14 protein-coding genes are annotated in these 18304 nt (G+C 34.3%); 13 read left to right on the top strand and 1 reads right to left on the bottom strand.

All coding sequences use genetic code 11. The annotated features are described in order from the left end of the window. Nucleotides 1-10 precede the first annotated feature (10 nt). Nucleotides 11-2314, bottom strand: coding sequence for a gliding motility-associated C-terminal domain-containing protein (locus NQ163_RS17990; RefSeq protein WP_268191721.1), 2304 nt, complete (start codon nucleotides 2312-2314; stop codon nucleotides 11-13). Nucleotides 2315-2584: 270 nt separating this feature from the next. Between NQ163_RS17990 and NQ163_RS17985 the strand changes: the two genes are divergently transcribed. The 13 genes from NQ163_RS17985 (at nucleotide 2585) to NQ163_RS17925 (ending at nucleotide 17989) form a co-directional block, all read left to right on the top strand. Beyond that, nucleotides 2585-3874 carry an ABC transporter substrate-binding protein gene (locus tag NQ163_RS17985; RefSeq protein WP_268191720.1) on the top strand — a complete coding sequence of 430 codons (1290 nt, stop codon included), beginning with the start codon at nucleotides 2585-2587 and terminating at the stop codon, nucleotides 3872-3874. A 34-nt stretch (nucleotides 3875-3908) separates the two neighbouring features. Beyond that, nucleotides 3909-4616 (top strand): GTP-binding protein, encoded by a 708-nt coding sequence (locus NQ163_RS17980; RefSeq protein ID WP_268191719.1) that lies wholly within the window; start codon nucleotides 3909-3911, stop codon nucleotides 4614-4616. A 107-nt stretch (nucleotides 4617-4723) separates the two neighbouring features. Further along, on the top strand, nucleotides 4724-5752 hold the full coding sequence (locus NQ163_RS17975; protein ID WP_268191718.1) for an ATP-binding cassette domain-containing protein: 1029 nt from the start codon (nucleotides 4724-4726) through the stop codon (nucleotides 5750-5752). A gap of 101 nt (nucleotides 5753-5853) precedes the next feature. After that, the gene (locus tag NQ163_RS17970; protein WP_120239788.1) at nucleotides 5854-6096 is read left to right on the top strand and encodes a hypothetical protein; all 243 of its coding nucleotides are present in this window, start codon (nucleotides 5854-5856) and stop codon (nucleotides 6094-6096) included. A 237-nt stretch (nucleotides 6097-6333) separates the two neighbouring features. Further along, complete coding sequence (locus tag NQ163_RS17965) at nucleotides 6334-6987, top strand: HD domain-containing protein (RefSeq protein ID WP_268191717.1); 654 nt, start codon at nucleotides 6334-6336, stop codon at nucleotides 6985-6987. A gap of 217 nt (nucleotides 6988-7204) precedes the next feature. After that, nucleotides 7205-8803: a MutS-related protein gene (locus NQ163_RS17960; RefSeq protein WP_268191716.1), complete on the top strand. Its 1599-nt coding sequence runs from the start codon at nucleotides 7205-7207 to the stop codon at nucleotides 8801-8803. A 2-nt stretch (nucleotides 8804-8805) separates the two neighbouring features. Then, nucleotides 8806-9003, top strand: coding sequence for a hypothetical protein (locus tag NQ163_RS17955; protein ID WP_268191715.1), 198 nt, complete (start codon nucleotides 8806-8808; stop codon nucleotides 9001-9003). A gap of 284 nt (nucleotides 9004-9287) precedes the next feature. Continuing rightward, entirely contained in the window at nucleotides 9288-10298 is a 1011-nt protein-coding gene (locus NQ163_RS17950; protein ID WP_268191714.1) for a hypothetical protein, read from the top strand. 643 nt (nucleotides 10299-10941) lie between these two features. Then, on the top strand, nucleotides 10942-12510 hold the full coding sequence (locus tag NQ163_RS17945; protein WP_268191713.1) for a serine hydrolase: 1569 nt from the start codon (nucleotides 10942-10944) through the stop codon (nucleotides 12508-12510). A gap of 622 nt (nucleotides 12511-13132) precedes the next feature. Next, on the top strand, nucleotides 13133-14992 hold the full coding sequence (locus NQ163_RS17940) for a hypothetical protein (RefSeq protein WP_268191712.1): 1860 nt from the start codon (nucleotides 13133-13135) through the stop codon (nucleotides 14990-14992). A 277-nt stretch (nucleotides 14993-15269) separates the two neighbouring features. Then, a complete protein-coding gene (locus tag NQ163_RS17935) occupies nucleotides 15270-16523 on the top strand; it encodes a hypothetical protein (RefSeq protein WP_268191711.1) in 1254 nt (417 codons plus the stop codon). A gap of 95 nt (nucleotides 16524-16618) precedes the next feature. Further along, nucleotides 16619-17359 (top strand): hypothetical protein, encoded by a 741-nt coding sequence (locus tag NQ163_RS17930; RefSeq protein WP_268191710.1) that lies wholly within the window; start codon nucleotides 16619-16621, stop codon nucleotides 17357-17359. A gap of 135 nt (nucleotides 17360-17494) precedes the next feature. After that, nucleotides 17495-17989: a hypothetical protein gene (locus tag NQ163_RS17925; protein ID WP_268191709.1), complete on the top strand. Its 495-nt coding sequence runs from the start codon at nucleotides 17495-17497 to the stop codon at nucleotides 17987-17989. Nucleotides 17990-18304: the final 315 nt, after the last annotated feature.

Genomic DNA, 18304 nt, shown 5'->3' with positions numbered 1-18304 from the left:
TTTTTGGAAATTAACGTAGCAAAGCAACATTGCCTTTTTTTAGGATTTTTTTGCCATCAGGATAAGTTACCTCTAATATATAAACATATACGTCAATATCTTGTAATTCCCCTTTGTATGAGCCGTCCCAACCTATATTGATGTTGTTGGTTTCAAATATTTTTTGTCCTAAGCGATTGTATATTACCAGGGTAGCATCTTTGATGTCTTTGCCGTAAATGAATAATTTATCATTGTGACCATCGCCATTTGGAGAAAAGGCTTTGGGTAAGCCTACAAATGGATAATCCTCCAGAAACCCTACTGAAATTGTATCTCGTGCTGTACAATTGTGCTCATTTGTAACTTTTACCCAATATTCTCCTTCTGAGTTGACCGAAATCTTTTGTGTTATTTCACCGGTTGACCAGGTATAGAAGCAATTTGGTGTGCCAGCATCCAAAATTATTCCTTTATTGGGATAGGATACCAAATCTTGCCCCAGATCAACATTGGGAACTTCTTTAGTTTTTATTTCGATGCAATCAGATTCTTTATTGCCATTTGCATCAGTTACTTCTACACAGAATTGACCTTGCTTTTTAAGATATACTTCGGGAGCCTCACTTTGTAATCCAGTCCATTTGAAAGAGAGAGGAGCTACAGGATTCCCTTCAATCTGTACCATTACATATACTGAGTCTCCTTCACAAATGCTTTGATCTTCTCCAAGGAACACTCCGAATTTTTGACCTGCCTTATAATCTATATGTAAAGTGTCTTTGTTCGAGCAACCATACTGATCTGAAACTTCGACCACATATATACCACCGCTATTTGCCTGGATTGTTTGACTTGTCGCACCATTATTCCAAACATAACTGGCTCCTGGATTCTCGGCATTTAAAGTAGTAGTTTCTCCTTCCCAAAGAACGAAATCAGGACCTAAATCGACAATTGGGTTAGGATGATATTGAATGATAGTGCTTGCTGTTTTCTCAAAACCATCAGGATCAGCTACAGTTACTGAATATTTTCCTTCGGTTTCAATTGTTATTTCAGGTTCTTCTGAGCCTGTATTCCATTTGTATTGATATTGCTGATCAATAGACAAGCTAGGACTAAGTACCATTTTTTCATTACCACACATGTGAATAACTTCCGGCAATTCAATTTTAAAAATTTCCTCCTCAAGTTTAGCCTTAAATTCCTTAGTACTGGAACAGCCATATTCCGAAGTCTTGGTAACTGAATATTGTCCGCTCTCAGAAAGGACAATTGAACTATTGGTAGATCCATCAGACCACAGGTATGTGCAATTCTCCTCATAGATATCAATTTTCTGCTTTTTGTTTTGGAGTACAAGCAAATCATCAATCAATATTTGGGGAGCATTTTGAACTTTAACTTCTACCGATGCACTTACTTTTTGTTGGTCAGCCAAGTCGGTTACCATCAATTTATAGATTCCAGGTTCACTTACACGAATCGATTTTGTTGTTTCTCCATTCTCCCATTGGAAAGAATAATTAGAAGGTAAATCCATTTCTGCATTCAATTCGCAATACCCTCCCTGGCAAATGTTTTTGGTTTCGCCCAAATCCACCTTAAAGCTTTTTACAAATTCAATTCCTGCATAAATGGTGTCGCTGTTACAGCCAAAAACATCTGTTTCAATCAATTTGAAAATGCCTGCACCTTCGGTTTTAGGCCATTCTATTTTTAAATTAATGTCTTTTGTAGTAGATTTAATATTGGTAGTATTTTCGTGTAATATGGCACCATCTGGCAATACAAGCTGGTAGGTTGAGTTTTTACCAATTTTTGCACTATATTTTTGAGTCGAACCTGTTTTTGCCTTTGGATGGTAATCATTGAATTCAGGACCTGGTAAGGGTAATATTTGAATTGTAGCAGAGCGTGAATCGTCTGGAATTTTTAATGGAGTTAAATCTTCTAACCAAGCTTTTTTTAACTCAATGGTATAATCTTGAATTTTACCACTTAAGTTTCTTAGGAATAAGGAAAAATCATATTCCGAAAACTCTATAACCTTGTTGCCATTAAGAATTATTGCAGGACTATTGTTTATGGAATAACTGGCAAACCACTTTTTGTCTTTAGGTCCTTTAATAGAAAGACTTACTTCCTGAATCGGAAGAACTTCTCCGTTGGTGGCTGAGCAGTACATCGCTTCATAATCGGCAATGATTTCAACAACGTCAATATCATTTTCGTCATCTTGGGCAAACAAGGAAAATGGCAAAAGTAATATTATAAAGATGGAATATATCTTCGATGAGAAAGAGAGGAATATGTGCCTTTGATATGTCATGAGCGACAATTTTTCTTTAAAAACAAGAAAATATTTCTATTGAATCTTGATATAAATATACTTTAAAAAATCAAATCTAGTAACTTTAATCAGTAATTTAAAATGATTCATCATTAAAAACGATACGTTAATCAGTTAAAAATGTTTGGGATAAATTGTAAATTCTGAATGTTTTGCAGTAAAAAATCATATAGTGTAACATCGGTTACAATTTTTCTTTGTTGGAGGCCATACATTTGCAATAGAAAATCAATAAAAATCGGTTTCACAATGGAGAATCAATATTTTAATACCACAGATAGTTTGCTTGATATTTGTACTAAATATCCTGAGACAGTAAAAATTTTTGTTTCGAACGGATTCAAGCAATTGGAGGATGAAAAGAAAAGAGCTCTTTTTGGAAAATCCCTTTCCCTGGAGATGGCTTTAAAGATGAAGAAATTGAATGTGGAGACTTTTACTGCCTTACTGATAGAAGGTATTGATTCAAATCGTGGACAGGTTGATGGCGACTTAAATCAGAAGACAAAAGAGAAAAAAGAAGATTCGGTTCATGTTCAAGGATTATTGCCTTGTCCGGTTCGAGTGCCTTTGGTGGAAGGTATCGATTCTTTTATTGCTGACTATGAGAAAAAATACAATAATGAAATTGTATATGATTTAAAAGCAGCTTCGATGGGATTGGATTGGTTAATTGATGATGTAATTAACCAGGAGAATACCGATAATTTAGCTGATATTTTTATTTCTGCTGGTTTTGATTTGTTCTTCGATGAAAAATTGATGGGTAAATTCAAAAAGCAGGGAGTGTTTAAGGATAGCACAGGCTTTGACCGATTGAATAAAGATTTCGATAATGATGAGATTTGTTTGAAAGACCCGGAAGGACATTATTCTATGATTGGAGTTGTGCCTGCGGTATTTTTGGTGAATACAGCGGAATTGGGTGATAGACCTGTACCTCGCACCTGGGCAGATATCTTTAAGCCGGAATTCAAAAGAAGTGTAAGTTTACCAATTAGCGATTTCGATTTGTTCAACTCCATGTTGTTGCATATCTACAAGGCTTATGGTGAAGAAGGTGTAAAAGGATTGGGTGCTTGTTTACTGGAGAGTATGCACCCATCGCAAATGGTAAAATCGCATACCAAAAAGAATGAAAAGCCAGCCATTACAATTATGCCTTATTTCTTTACAAAAATGGTTAAGGTTGGAGGCCCTATGATTGCAGTTTGGCCTGAGGATGGTGCAATTATCAGTCCGATATTCATGTTGACCAAAGAAGATAGATTGGATAAGACACAAGCAGTTATCGACTTCTTTGCTTCGGAAGGTGTTGGAGAGATTCTTTCTCACCAGGGACTGTTCCCAAGTATCAATCCGAATGTTGACAACAGATTACCAGAAGAAAATAAATTTATGTGGTTAGGTTGGGATTATATCAATAACAACGATATCGGTTCGTTAATTACAAAATGTGAAACTATCTTTAAAAAATCCATACAGGATGAGTCGTTTGCAAATCTGGGACCTCTAAGCTATAGTCCGAACAACGATTAATTATTAAACACTAACAGAATAAACAACACAACATATGAACTTAGTTACAGTATCGGGACCTCCTTCATCGGGAAAAACAGCAGTGATTTTAAAGACCATCGATTCTTTCCAGAAACGTGGTTTGGAGGTAGGAGTCGTAAAATTCGATTGCCTTTATACCGATGATGATATTTTATACGAAAAAGCGGGTGTTAAAGTGAAGAAAGGATTGTCAGGATCACTTTGCCCTGATCACTATTTTGTAAGTAATATCGAGGAAGTTACCCAGTGGGGAATTAAAGAAGGCTTGGATATTTTAATCACTGAAAGTGCCGGATTGTGTAATCGTTGTTCTCCATATGTGAAAAGTGTAACTGCTGTTTGTGTAATCGATAATTTGAGTGGTATCAATACACCAAAGAAAATTGGACCAATGTTGAAATCTGCCGATATCGTAATTATTACCAAGGGTGATATTGTATCGCAGGCCGAACGTGAGGTTTTTGCTTCCAGAGTAAATACGGTAAATCCTGGTGCAAGCATTATGCATGTAAACGGTTTAACCGGTCAGGGAGCATACGAATTAAGTACTTTACTGTACGACGAAAAAGTTGAGGTAAAAACATTGGTTGGTGAAAAACTTCGATTCTCAATGCCATCGGCTCTTTGTTCATACTGTTTGGGTGAAACCAGAATTGGAGAGAGTTACCAAATGGGTAATGTTCGAAAAATTGACATGGAAGATAAAAAGAAAAAAAGCTAAAAGTATCAAGCTACAAGCTTCAAGATATCGATATGAATAGCCTCCAGTTTTAACTGGAGGAAATCAATAACGACCAGCTTAAGTTGGTGGATTAAAAAAGCAACAACATGATCACAACACAAGATATACAACAAAAAACAATTGCCGATCTATTTGAGCAGTATCCTTTTCTTCCTGGATTTTTCGAAGAAAACACCTTGGAGGTTGATGGGCAAATCAACGAAAAGTTGGATGATTTTCTGAACATTTTGGATGATGAAGAGGAAAAGGAAAATCGTGCAATGGATAAAGCTCAGGTAATGGAATCCATGGTCGAATACATTAGCCAAATGTTGGCTTTCCTTGGCGAAGATGAGGATGAGGGCGTAAATAGCATTACGCTTTTGCCTGGAACCAATAAATCAGGCGAGAAGGAGCAATTCGAAGAGTTGACTATCAACAAAAGTGAAATTGTTTGTATTGTTGGTCCAACAGGTTCGGGAAAAAGTAGATTGTTGGCAGATATTGAATGGGTAGCACAAAATGATACGCCAACTTCCAGAACCATATTGGTAAATGGCGAGAAAGGCGATAAAAAATGGCGAGTGACTTCAGGACATAAATTGGTGGCTCAGTTGTCTCAGAACATGAACTTTGTAATGGACCTTTCGGTTTATGAGTTTATAGAATTACATGCTCAAAGCCGATTGGTTGAGAATGTTGAAGGTGTAATCAACAAGATATTTGAACAAGCTAATAATTTGGCAGGAGAGAAGTTCAGTTTGGATACTCCGATTACCAGCTTGAGTGGAGGACAATCGAGAGCATTAATGATTGCTGATACTGCGATTCTAAGTAAATCACCAATTATTTTGATTGATGAGATTGAAAATGCAGGTATCGATCGTAAGAAAGCTTTGGAACTGTTGGTAGGTGAGGAGAAAATTGTATTGATGGCAACTCACGATCCTATTTTGGCATTAATGGGAGACAGAAGAATTGTAATCAAAAACGGAGGAATTCATAAAGTAATTGATACCAGTGGCGATGAGCAGAACCTTCTTTCGGAATTGGAAAGAATGGACAATGTGATTCAAAACATGAGAACTCGTCTTCGTCATGGTGAAATTATTCGACAGGAAGACATAGGTTTTTAGCAATTATCAATTGGTAATTAAGAATTAATAATAGAAATCATTATAAAGGTTTTGGTCTTGCTTACTATTGACCAAAACCAACTAATCAGGAGGAAATAATTATGCATGACGGATGCGCAGGAAGCTTTGAAAACGGAAAACAAGTAGTTGATAAAATTAGAATGATGGGCTTTGCAGAGCAATTGATGCCAATGCCTATGGATATCGAATGTCATGGTTGTAAGGAAACTTTTACCATGGAAGAATTCGAAGGACATTGCCCTAAATGCGATATGGTACATGGTGTAACACCTTGTCACGCTTTCGATCCTAACAACATTATGGCCGCAGGAATTGGCTATTAATTTGGCTTCAGAATAAAAATTTAACCACAAAGGGTAAAGAAGTATTTCACGAAGAAACACAAAGAACTTTTGCAATTGGCAAAGGTTCTTTTTTTTTGTTTGATCATCTTGTCTGCTGAATGTTAGTATAGCTCTTTCACCAGTGTAAACTGTGACAATATTTTAAACTGAACTCAGGTTAATAAATCTACGTCTAAAATAATTAATTTCACACTCCTAAAATTTAAGAATAAGAACATGAACAAAGAGCAAATCATAAATCAAACCGTAGAATTTGTAAAGCAAACATTGGCTAATGCCGAAGGAGGTCACGATTGGTGGCACATTTACAGGGTGTGGAAAACGGCTAAACATTTGGCAGAAGATGAAAAAGTAGATCTGTTTGTTGTTGAGTTGGGTGCCTTGCTTCATGATATTGCCGACTCAAAATTCCACAATGGCGATGAGAGTGTAGGCCCAAAAAAGGCGAGGGAATTTCTATCATCGGTAGAGACAGATGAAGATGTGATTGTTCATGTGGAGCAGATCATCAGCAATATTTCTTTTAAAGGAGGAAAAGAGGCTCAAAAGTTCAAATCTCTGGAATTGGATGTAATACAGGATGCGGATAGAATGGATGCCATTGGTGCCATAGGTATTGCTCGTACCTTTAATTATGGTGGACATAAAAATCGCGAAATTTACAATCCTGAAATAGAACCCAATTTAAACATGACAAAGGAGGAGTACAAAAATTCAAGCGCTCCAACCATCAATCATTTTTACGAAAAACTATTGCTCTTAAAAGACAGAATGAATACCAAAGCAGGCAAAGCCCTGGCCGAACAGCGTCATCAGTTTATGGAGCAATATCTGAATCAGTTTTACAGAGAGTGGGAAGGACAGTTGTAAAAGGTATAAATAATTTTTCCAGAGGCGGCATTCATGCTGCCTCTGCTTGTATATACTTGCTGGCATTATATTAAAGAATAACGCGCCAAATTAAGCCATGAGTTTCTTTGTTTGTATTTTATTGTTTTGTAGATTCATGAACTTAAACCTAAGAAGACAATATTTTTAATTGTAGATATTTTATAGGTTCTAATCCAGGAAAGCAAGAGATACAATCATGCGAAAAAAGAAAAAAACAGAGATATTAAAAGAGTCATTTGGAGCGTTAAAAAATGATCCATTCTATTTTGATTCGATTAAAAGTTATTTTAAAAATAAGAGCAATGGCGAGTCCTTTCATATTCTATCCGATAAGACCTGCAATGATCTGGATTTTGAAGAACTATTCATGTTTCTGGATCGGACGAATTCGAAAGTTGGCCAGCAGTATTTGTACAATAAATTAAGAAACATCCCTGCCCAATCGGAAGCGCTTGAGTTCAAAGAGCATTTGATTCAAAAGCTTTTGCAAGATGAACGGTTTAGACTTAATACTCAGTTACAGCTTGATGCACTCAACAAGACGGAAGCCTATTATATTGCCTCTTTATTTCAAGGAGAATATGAGCAAGCTCCCAGGTGGTTTTTTATAGTTCGTCTGTTATCCTTTACCAGTTTGTTGTCCTTATTAATGATTCCTTTTAATGCCAAAATGTTCTTTGTGTTTTTTGGAGCTTTCATTGTCAACATCGTATTTCATTATTGGAACAAAAGGAATCTATACAAATACCTGGGATCAATTCCGCAACTTTTAAAATTGAATAATATTGCCGCCAAGCTGTTTAAAGAAGAGGAATTCAAACCAATTGATCCCGATCTTAAAAGCTCAATTCAAGTGTTAAAGCAGGTTCGAAACAGAATGTCCTTCTTTCGATTAGAGGCCAATCTGCAAAGTGAATTTGAAGCCGTATTTTGGGGAATACTGGAACTGATTAAGATTGCTTTTCTCCTGGAACCATTGTTACTGTTTGGCATTTTAAAACGATTGGATACCAAAAGAAAAGAAATTGAAAGTGTTTATTGCTTTGTTGGCGAAATAGATGCCCTGATTTCCATAGCTTCCTTAAGAAAAGGAAGCAATATTTATTGTATCCCTTCAATTAACAAGTCTGAAATCAGAGCCGAAAAAGTTTATCATCCACTAATCCCCAATTGCATATCCAATACCATTAAGGTGAATGAGAAGTCCATTCTACTGACAGGTTCAAATATGTCTGGAAAAACATCATTCATCAGAACCATTGGTCTGAATGTGATATGCGGCTTGACCCTTAATACCTGTTTTGCAGAAGCAATGACTTTTCCTCGTTTGCGAATTTATTCTGCCATCCGAATTAATGATGACCTAATAAATGACAGAAGCTATTATTTTGAGGAAGTTTTGACCATTAAGGAGATGATTGACAATGCCTCCAGCGGTAAGGCAAACCTGTTTTTGTTGGATGAAATTTTCAAAGGAACCAATACCGTTGAGAGGATATCAGCCGGGAAAGCTGTTCTTTCAGCCTTAAGCAAGAATAAAAATTTTGTATTCGTATCCACTCACGATATCGAGCTTACCGATCTCTTGACAGATGAATATGAATTGTATCACTTTAGTGAAGTTGTGAATGAGAATAAGGTGGATTTTGATTACAAATTGAAGCCTGGGAAACTGAAGAATAGAAATGCAATTCGAATTCTTGAGATTAACGAATACCCCGGCGATGTTATAGATGAAGCAATTGCCATTTCAAAAGAACTGGATCAACTAACATTAAATAAGCAATATTCTTAGTCATGAAAATCAAAAACAAACTAATCATTTCACCCTTATTTATCGCATTGGGTATTTTGTCGAAATTATTATTAAAAGAAGGATACATCCTTGTTGATGAGGAAATCATGAACTTTTTGGCAGGTTTCTTTTTAGGAGTTGGAATTGGATTCCTGATAGAAAGTATTTGGAATAAATTCAGACCCAAAAAAGAAGCATAAAATTGGATTGGTGCAGCTTGCTTTCATTTTTAGGTAAAACTCATAATGACAATGATATTACATTTAGTAAATAGTCTGTTTTTGTCATATTTTAAGAGTTATTTTATTTTGCAGTATTTATAATAATAATAATATGACCTTCTTTTGGTTAAGAATTATTGTTTTGTATTTTTATTGCGTATATTCTTTAATAATTTAAGAATTATTGAGAAATAGGCGTGTTTTATAATTGAGTTTGAATATAATACGATAAATAACATAACTAACAATTCAAAATTAAAGAGATGAAAAAATCATTTTTAATAAGTCTAATTACGTTTGGTTTATTTCTAATAGCTTGTAGTAGCTCAGATGATGATATTGCAAAAAATGATGTTGCACAGCAAGAAATATTTGATTTGCATGGAATAAAACCTACCAATGCAGATTTAATCGATCATGTAGTTAATGTGGTGGAGTTGGACGATTATAAATTGGCTTATGGAAGAAAAAATGGTCACGCTTGGTTTGCTAAATATAAAAGAAGTGGAGAAGAGGTGTATACCTTTGAACTTGCTAGCGAATTAATTGGTAATTATGCTTTTTCTCACTGTAATCATTCTTCGAATTTATTGATTAATGAGGGACGATTATTCTTGCAGTGTTACCTTACCAACGAGGAAGATCCGAGTTCCGTAACACATCATTTTGGTACATCTTTGATTCTTCTTGACTATGAAACTGGTAAACAATTATATGGATTGAAATCAAAGAATCCTTCCAGTGAATTTAAAAATTTAACTCAAATACGAGATTCTTATTTTATAGAAAGTGCAGATTGGATTGATGGAGGAACTGTATTTACCTATTATGCACTTACAAGAGATGGAATGCTTTTATGGGATAGAGATACAAGAGATGGGGAACAAAGAGGAATTGAAGGTTATGAACCATATTGTTTTCTAAATAGTCATGCGATAATGTATTGTATTGGTGGTACTATGGGATATTATAATAATGAACTTGAGTATTACACTGGAAGAAAATTCTCTATTAGGAATTTAAACTTAAGAGATTACGAAATTGATTTTGAAAAAATGATTGATCTGGCACCCGAGACAACAGATCAAAATAATATAATTTTTACAAATATTAATATTATCAATGAGCAAGATAACATTATGAAGATCACCTATAAAAAGAAGAAGACAATATATGATCAGGTTTCAGGAAATGAGTCATATGAATTACTTGGTGATTATTATATCTTACTATCGGAAATTGATGGTGAAGAAATTGAAAGAGGTGAAGTTTGATATTTTAATTGTATAAACAGATTGTATTGAAATTCATATTCTTGTGTTAAATCTTTCAAAGTGTTATAGAGTAAGTATAATGAGGGTGGTGCAACTGTTCCCAACTTTAAAATATTAAAGGTGTCATCTTTGAGATTTTATATACACTAACTTGAACAATGTGTTTCTTTCGATAACATAGAAGTGAAGTCACAAGAGAACCAATGAAATGTTTTCAAAGTTTAGGGAAGAATGAAACTGGAATCTGGTGGTAATTATTTCAAAAGAAGGAAGTGTTTTTTATGGTGCTAGTGGTTAGAATTTTCTCGATACGATAAACATAAAAGCATAAATTGGCTTTTGGTTGCTGTCGGAATATTGAAGTAATGGAATTATACCGGTATTAATAGGATATGATTTTAAGTAATTAGACTTATATTGAATTAAAGGATTTGTACATTATGAAAATGAAAATTGTAAAAAAGTATAGTCAAAATTTAATTTCAAATTAGAAGGAACAATGTAGGTTTGTGAATGAAAGGATGATTCAGAACCATTGCAAAATGATTGATTAGATTTCTGTAGATGTAAATTACCGGATATTACAGTTAGGAAACCCAAGAATTCCAAAACACCACCAAATCGAACCTTAAACTAAATTGACATGTTTAAAACAAAACGATTCAGCAGTCTGCTCTTATTCTTATTTTGCCTTAGTAGTAGCATTGCCAATGCCCAGGGATTAAGCTCAACACAGATTGATTCACTTGCCGGCAAAACATTAGAATCCTTTCCATTGGCTGGATTTGCCGTATCGGTAGTTCACAATGGAGAAGTAGTACACGCCAAAGGTTATGGAGTAAGATCCATTGAAAGCAAACAAGCTGTGGATGAGAATACCCTGTTCGCCATAGCTTCCAACAGCAAGTCATTTACCGCTGCAGCCTTGGCCATATTGGTAGATGAGGGAAAACTATCGTGGAAAGACAAGGTGGTAAAGCACATTCCTGAGTTTACCATGTACAATTCCTATGTGCGCGATAATTTTACAGTGGAAGATTTGCTGTGCCACCGCAGTGGACTGGGGTTGGGTGCAGGTGACTTGATGATCTTCCCCGATGGCAGCGATTTCACCATTGATGATATCTTGAATAGTTTTCAGCACCAAACACCAGTATCTGATTTTCGTACCAAGTACGATTACGACAATTTACTGTACATCGTAGCGGGAGAAATCATACATAGATTGAGTGGCATGAGCTGGGCAGAATTTGTAGAGAAGAAAATTATGGAACCACTGCAAATGAATGCTTCTGCCGGATCGTTCAAAAGAATTAAAAACAAGGATAATGTAGCATTGCCACACTCATCGGAGTATGGCGACTTGGAAATTGTTGATGCCTACACCAATCCATTAATGGATGCTGCAGGTGGCATTTACGCCAGTGTAAATGATTTGAACCAATGGTTGCTGATGCATTTGAATGGCGGAAAGTATGGGGAAGATGAGCCATTGTTTTCATCACAGAACCAAAACAACATGTGGAGAGCCCACACCATGCTAAATTTCTCGGCCAAAGGAAGTGGCAAATACAAGAACCATTACAAAGCTTACGGCTTGGGTTGGGTGATTGAAGATTACAAAGGATATACCATCATCAGTCATACCGGGGGATTGCCAGGAATGCTGTCTAAAACCGTATTGATTCCGGAACTGAATGTAGGGATTGCAGTTTTAACAAACACGCTGCCTGGTGGATATGCCTACTACATGATGCCACAAGCCATTATCGATTCATACATAGAAGCCACACCAACCGACTGGAATGCCTTTGCAGCGGAACGTCTTAAGGGAACGCAAAACAAGGTTGATTCGGTTGTGAATGCCGTTTGGCATACCGTTGATCTTGCCAAAGAGGCAGCCATAAACAAGGATGACTACATTGGTTTGTATCGCGACAAGTGGTTTGGGAAAATGGAAGTGTACGAGAAGGATGGTGAATTGTGGATGCGATCCCTGCACTCGCCTAAGCTTACCGGAAAAATGCATTATTACAAGGCCAATAGTTTTGCTGTGAAATGGGCTTACCGCGATATGAATTGCGATGCCTTTGCCATGTTTGCCCTCGATGAGGAAGGAAAAGCACAAAGCCTAAAAATGAAAGGAATCTCCCCAAATATCGATTTCAGTTTCGACTTTCAGGATCTGGATTTGAAGAGGGTTGAGGAGTAAGGGTTCCAAGTTCCAATCCCGAAAGCTTTCGGGACCAAGCTACAAGCTACAAGCTGCAAGTTACAAGCTACAGGAAAAGCAATCAGCAATCAGCATTTATTTGCAGCGCCCCAATTCCCCCTTTCAGGTGGTCCCAAAAGCTTTCGGGAATAGGGGGGTAAGAATTCCAAGCTTCCAGCCACAAGGAATAGCTTTTCGCTTTCAGCTTTTCGCTTTCAGCTTTTCGCTTTCAGCTTTCAGTCTACCCATTAAAAACAAAGAGCCGCACAATAATGCGGCTCTAATTGTATGTAGTAAAAAAAACGAGGACCTATTCCTGTTGTCAATGGGTAAAGCCATTTTCGCGACAAAAATAAGCTCTCGTCAATCGGCAATGCAGTTGGATATTCACAATGGTATGATTGCTTGCTCTTGTAATAAGAGTTAAAGGAGAGGGCTGTCTTTTATTTCGTTAAGCTATAAATGCCTGTAAATTAATCATAGGAATTCTTTGATTGCACTTTATTGTTTTGTAGATTAGAAGTTCATTGTCACATTGCAATAAATTACCCCTACAATTTCTTATTTTCTAATCAACTTTTTGCATGTGAGTTTTACTAATGTGTTACTTAAATATACCTAAATGAAACTTGTAAAAATATTAGACCTTGTAAATTCGTTAGAGAAAAATTCTTTCCTTAAGATCATTGATAATATCAAATCTTCAAACCCTAAAAATGCTAAAGAGATAGATCAAATTTTATCTGATAGTAGTAATGATTTAAAGAATGTAGACAGTTTAAATATTTCGAAAGTATTTGATCTGGTCAAATCGGAATTTGCTGAAACTGTAAAGTCGGAATTTGTTAATACAACTTCACAGCTCGATATTTTAATTGATATAATCATTAAGGATGGTAATTGTATATTAAAGCAGGATTGGTTAGCTCGATTGTATGAAAAAGAACTAAAAGTAATTAAAGAGAGAACGAGAAATCTTAAAACTCAATTAGAGGCTGAAAAGTCTGAAATTCCTGATTTGTTAAAAAGAGATTATCAGATTTATAGGGCATGTGTTGAAACAGCCTATATAAATGATGGAGAAAATAATCGAGATGCAAAAATAACGGATGACGAACTATCTATACTTCTGACTTTAGCTAATGCATTAGAGTTATCACAAGAAGAAGTTAAGTTGATAAATTACTTAACGATACCACCTGAAAAATTAGATATTGACTCTATTATAACATTTCTAAAAAATATTGGAGTAATCTTTTATTCAAGAAAAAACAATTTGGTTTATGTTGCGGATGAGGTTGTTGCAGTATTAAGAGAAATGAGACAAAAAGAGATTGCAGATAAATATTATAGAAGAGTATTGAAAACATTTAAGGAACCACAACTAAATCTGGTTTGTAGAAAACGCAATATCAATATTAAAGAATTAGATTATGATGAAAAAGTTAATCGCATAATCACGAGTGGAATTTCATTTACAAACTTATTAAAAACGGAAATTTATAAGGATGGAGTTACTTTAACTGAGAAGAAAAAATTCGTAAATGAATTATGGGAAAATGGATTGAAAGTTGAATCGTCATTAAGAGGAACAACTCTTGAAGATAAAGTCGGTAACTTAATATTATTCTTTAAAGAACAGGAGAAAGATGAAAAAGTTGGTATTTCAATAGAAGGTTATGAGAGGTTGCTAATTGATTTAATGGAAGAGTTAAAATCGTTTAGAAAAACATTCCTCAAGAAGTTTGAAATGCCAGAGGAAACCGTGATAAATAGTTCTACTCTTCTGGATTATAATATTAAGCCAAGAGACATCTTAGATATATTGAATGCAGACGAACTTAAAGAATTTGTTAACATCAAAGGCCTAAAATCCAGAGGAGATCTTGTTTTAAATATTTTAGATGCATATAAAGATGCAGAAAACTTGATGATTGAAAATTACGAGGCTATTGGTTACAGAAATTTGGAATTATTAAGAGAGAATGGAATAACTATTAAAGAGAGCGAATTAGGTCTTAAGTTCGAAGATATCACTAAAACCATTTTTGAAAAACTTGGTTTTAATGTTGATGAAACATTGAAGAAAAAGCTTAACAATGCAAAAAACAAAATGGATTTAGTTTTAAATCTGGGTAATGAAGATGTAATTATTGTTGAGTGTAAAACAGTAAAAGAAAGCGGATACAACAAATTTAGCTCGGTTTCAAGACAAATGAAATCCTATGTTGATGTTGCTAAAAATAGTGGATACAATGTTGTTAAATCACTTTTAGTAGCTCCGGAATTTAGCGATGATTTTATAAACGAATGTGATTTGGAATTTGAAATAAACCTATCACTTATTACAGCCAGTTCTATGGGAAATATTCTTGAAGGATTTAAGAATTCAAAACACAAACAATTTCCTTATCAGCTATTAATGAAAGATGTACTTATAAAAGAGGAACGAATATTAAAGGCGATGGCTAAAAAGAATTAATCACTAAAGCGAAGCATTTGGCTTCGCTTTTTCTTTTTTTATGAGACCTAAGCACTCCTGATAACGCAAGTGGGTAATTTATCTTTTATTTCGTTAAGCTATAAATGCCCATAGACCTGCGGCATTGTCCAAGCATGTTTTATCCTTTATTTGGAATTATTCTGTGAAGAAAATTAAACTCTCTTAATAATGTTTTGTTAATTTTAAAAAACGAAAAGATAAAACACTTTTACGTTAGGGAACATACACATAGACATTCTCATAAAATAAATATATAATGGCAACAAATGACACACTTAAATCAAAGCGAGATGAAGCCAATAAGATTGTAGAGGAGATTAAGGCAAGTTTTCAGATTATTGAAGCTAATCTAAATGAATCAAAAAGCATTCTGAAACAACATGAGGACAATTCTACTGAAACAAAAAAGATAAACACAACTCTTAAGCGACTTGCACATTCGACAGAGGTTGCAATTGCGAAATTTCGCTCAGAAAGAGATAAAGTTTCACGGTTGTTAACTCAGGTAAATAACTTTTATGAAAAAAAGTATGTCCCGTTATTAAATAAAGTTGAGGATGAGAACACTGGATTTCGTGCAAGATTAAAACAAGGCACTCAATTTAAGAATGAGATACTAAAAATAAAAGAATCATCAAAAACTCAATATGACGAAGTCAAAAAGTTTGCATCTGAATTACGTAAATCTAATAGAGAGCTTACTGTAATTGATAGTTCTATTAGAAAACTGTTTCAAAATTCAACAAACAAAAACTCTAAGATTAATGAAATAAATGCTCATGTTTCAGAACTTGATAAGAAAATCTTAAAAACTCATGATAATTTAAACAAACTATTTATTCAAAGTCAAAAAAATGAAAAAGTAATTTCAGAACTTTTGATAAAATCAAATACAGAGTTTGAGAATATAAGAACTATAAAATCTGATAGCGAAAAACTATTAAGTGATATACAAGAAATTTATGAAATAGCGGCTGAAACTGGTTTAAGTGGAGAGTTTGATAAAAGACGTAAGCATTTAAAAGAATCATTGGTACATTGGGAAAAACGAATTTTCATTACAACAGTTGTCCTTTTAGTTGTGATAATTATAATGTTTGTAGGTCAGTTATGGTTGTATAAATGGGATATCGAAAATCACACATTTGACATAAATTTCTATGTGAGATTTTTAATTGCATCGCCAATCGTTTATTACTTATATTTCTGTTCTTCACAATACTCACAGACGAAGAAACTACATGATAAATATAGCTTTAAGACTACTCTTGCAATGTCGATTAAACATCATATTCAACTTCTAACTGAGCATGAAAAATTTAATAAAGATGAAAGAATAAATAAAATACTCGATTTTGTATTAGATGGTTTTCAACGGATCTACACTGAACCACATACTAATGATGATTATAAATTGAAACTCAAATTAGCAAATATGGAGATGGATATTGAGAAAAGATTGATAGAATCTATTTCTAAGTTTTCAGGTATTAAAACAGACAATAAATAACGTGCCCTAACAATAAATATAGGTCATCTGGCGGATAATGGTAAATTTGAAATGCCAAACGCCCCATATTCGAGCCGTTAGCTATAATTAAGAAAATGAAAGTTGAATATTCTAAATTACCATCCGAAATATTAAGTTCAAGACCTGAGCTTAAGGAAACAAGGACTGGTATAACCAAAGGACTAATAGGTGGAATTCCATACATTGGTACAATGATAAATGAGCTGATCTTTGACATTCCCAATAGAATCCAACAAGACAGAATTAATAAATCAGTTGAATTATTGAATCAGAAGATTAATTCATTTGGAAATGAAGATTTTATATTGAAAGAATACCTTGAATCTGATGATTTTTTTGATTTTACGAGAACCTTTTTTGAAACTACCTTAAAATTAAAGTCGGATGAAAAGAGAAGCTTATTAGCAGAAGTGTATTTAGATGCAATTATCAAAAGTGCAGATTTTGAATCAAGCAAAAATCGACTATTTATCCAATTTGTAAGCGAAATAACAAGTGTTCAAATAATTATTCTAAGATATATTCAACGATTTGGGAATAGACTAAAAGAAATTGAATCTTATGATAGGTTTTTTAATAATTTTAAAAACTATGAAAATTCTTTTCATTTGGATAATTACGAATTCAAAGCTTATTGCAATGATTTAGAAATAAAAGGACTTATCAGCTTAGGAGCGGGATTAGAAGATTATAAAGATAAATCTGCCTATTTAGTGGACGGTGATCATCAAAAATCTTCTGTGACAATTACAAATTTCGGGGATGAATTTCTAAGCTACTTAATAGAATATCCCCATGATAGCGCAAGTTTTTAGCTCATGCTCTGCCTAGCAGAATGCTTTTCTACTCAATAGCAACGGTCCAAGCTACAAGTTAGAATCAGCAGAGGGAATAAAGCACATTATGAATCATTTAAACCTATTATTTGAAAAGAAACTTAAATCTATAAAATGGAATACAAACTAATACTAGCTCTTATTTCCCCTATACTAATTACTATTGGTGGATTATTGACTTGGTTTCTAAAAACTAGAAATGAGAATTTACAAGCAGTAGAAGAAAGAGCAAGAGAAAAGAGGTTAGAAACCTATAAAAAATTGTTAGATCCTTTTATCGTTTTATTAACTCCCACAAAAACAAAAAAAGAAGAAGAAAAAGCAGTTAATTCAATTACAACAGTAGACTATAAAAGAGCCGCATTTGATCTTGTTATTTATGGTTCAGACGAAATGGTACACTCTTATAATAAAATGATGCAATATTTTTTTAGGACTAATTTTGAAAAACAATCAAAGGAAGATAGCATAAGATCCCTCAAATATTTTGCTGAGTTTATATTAGCGATTCGAAAAGATTTGAATAATAAACACACCAAATTAAGACGATCTGAAACATTGGAATTTACGACAACAGACATTGAATCATATCGGAATCTCCTTGATTAAAAACATGTAGTAATAAAAGCTAAATTTCAGGGGCCTTGATACGGAGGCCGAAAGTTTAGTGCAATTAAGAAACCCCTGATAGCGCAAGTTTGTAGCTCATGCTCTGCCTAGCAGAATCCTTTTCTAACCAATGGTAGAGATCCGAGCTTGCACTATCGCTCATTGCATACTTGGGCTACCTGGTGAACCCTTAGGCACAATCAAAAAAACATCCACCTGTGATTATGAAAAAAGTCTTACATTTACCTTATGGACATAAAACTAACAGAAGAAGAAAAAATTAAAATTCTCAATTCCGATGACATATGCGGCATT

It is taken from the genome of Marinifilum sp. D737 (genome assembly GCF_026672275.1).
Lineage (GTDB): Bacteria > Bacteroidota > Bacteroidia > Bacteroidales > Marinifilaceae > Marinifilum.
The sequence above is the reverse complement of the archived record's forward strand: the minus strand, read 5'-3'. Positions and strand labels throughout refer to the sequence as shown.

Bases quoted from the DNA above. Each gene is read 5' to 3' on its own strand.
- NQ163_RS17990 (WP_268191721.1), bottom strand. From the start codon at position 2,314: ATGACATATCAAAGGCACATATTCCTCTCTTTCTCATCGAAGATATAT.
- NQ163_RS17935 (WP_268191711.1), top strand. From the start codon at position 15,270: ATGGCAACAAATGACACACTTAAATCAAAGCGAGATGAAGCCAATAAG.
- NQ163_RS17965 (WP_268191717.1), top strand. From the start codon at position 6,334: ATGAACAAAGAGCAAATCATAAATCAAACCGTAGAATTTGTAAAGCAA.
- NQ163_RS17960 (WP_268191716.1), top strand. From the start codon at position 7,205: ATGCGAAAAAAGAAAAAAACAGAGATATTAAAAGAGTCATTTGGAGCG.
- NQ163_RS17955 (WP_268191715.1), top strand. From the start codon at position 8,806: ATGAAAATCAAAAACAAACTAATCATTTCACCCTTATTTATCGCATTG.
- NQ163_RS17985 (WP_268191720.1), top strand. From the start codon at position 2,585: ATGGAGAATCAATATTTTAATACCACAGATAGTTTGCTTGATATTTGT.
- NQ163_RS17970 (WP_120239788.1), top strand. From the start codon at position 5,854: ATGCATGACGGATGCGCAGGAAGCTTTGAAAACGGAAAACAAGTAGTT.
- NQ163_RS17975 (WP_268191718.1), top strand. From the start codon at position 4,724: ATGATCACAACACAAGATATACAACAAAAAACAATTGCCGATCTATTT.
- NQ163_RS17945 (WP_268191713.1), top strand. From the start codon at position 10,942: ATGTTTAAAACAAAACGATTCAGCAGTCTGCTCTTATTCTTATTTTGC.
- NQ163_RS17980 (WP_268191719.1), top strand. From the start codon at position 3,909: ATGAACTTAGTTACAGTATCGGGACCTCCTTCATCGGGAAAAACAGCA.
- NQ163_RS17940 (WP_268191712.1), top strand. From the start codon at position 13,133: ATGAAACTTGTAAAAATATTAGACCTTGTAAATTCGTTAGAGAAAAAT.
- NQ163_RS17925 (WP_268191709.1), top strand. From the start codon at position 17,495: ATGGAATACAAACTAATACTAGCTCTTATTTCCCCTATACTAATTACT.
- NQ163_RS17930 (WP_268191710.1), top strand. From the start codon at position 16,619: ATGAAAGTTGAATATTCTAAATTACCATCCGAAATATTAAGTTCAAGA.
- NQ163_RS17950 (WP_268191714.1), top strand. From the start codon at position 9,288: ATGAAAAAATCATTTTTAATAAGTCTAATTACGTTTGGTTTATTTCTA.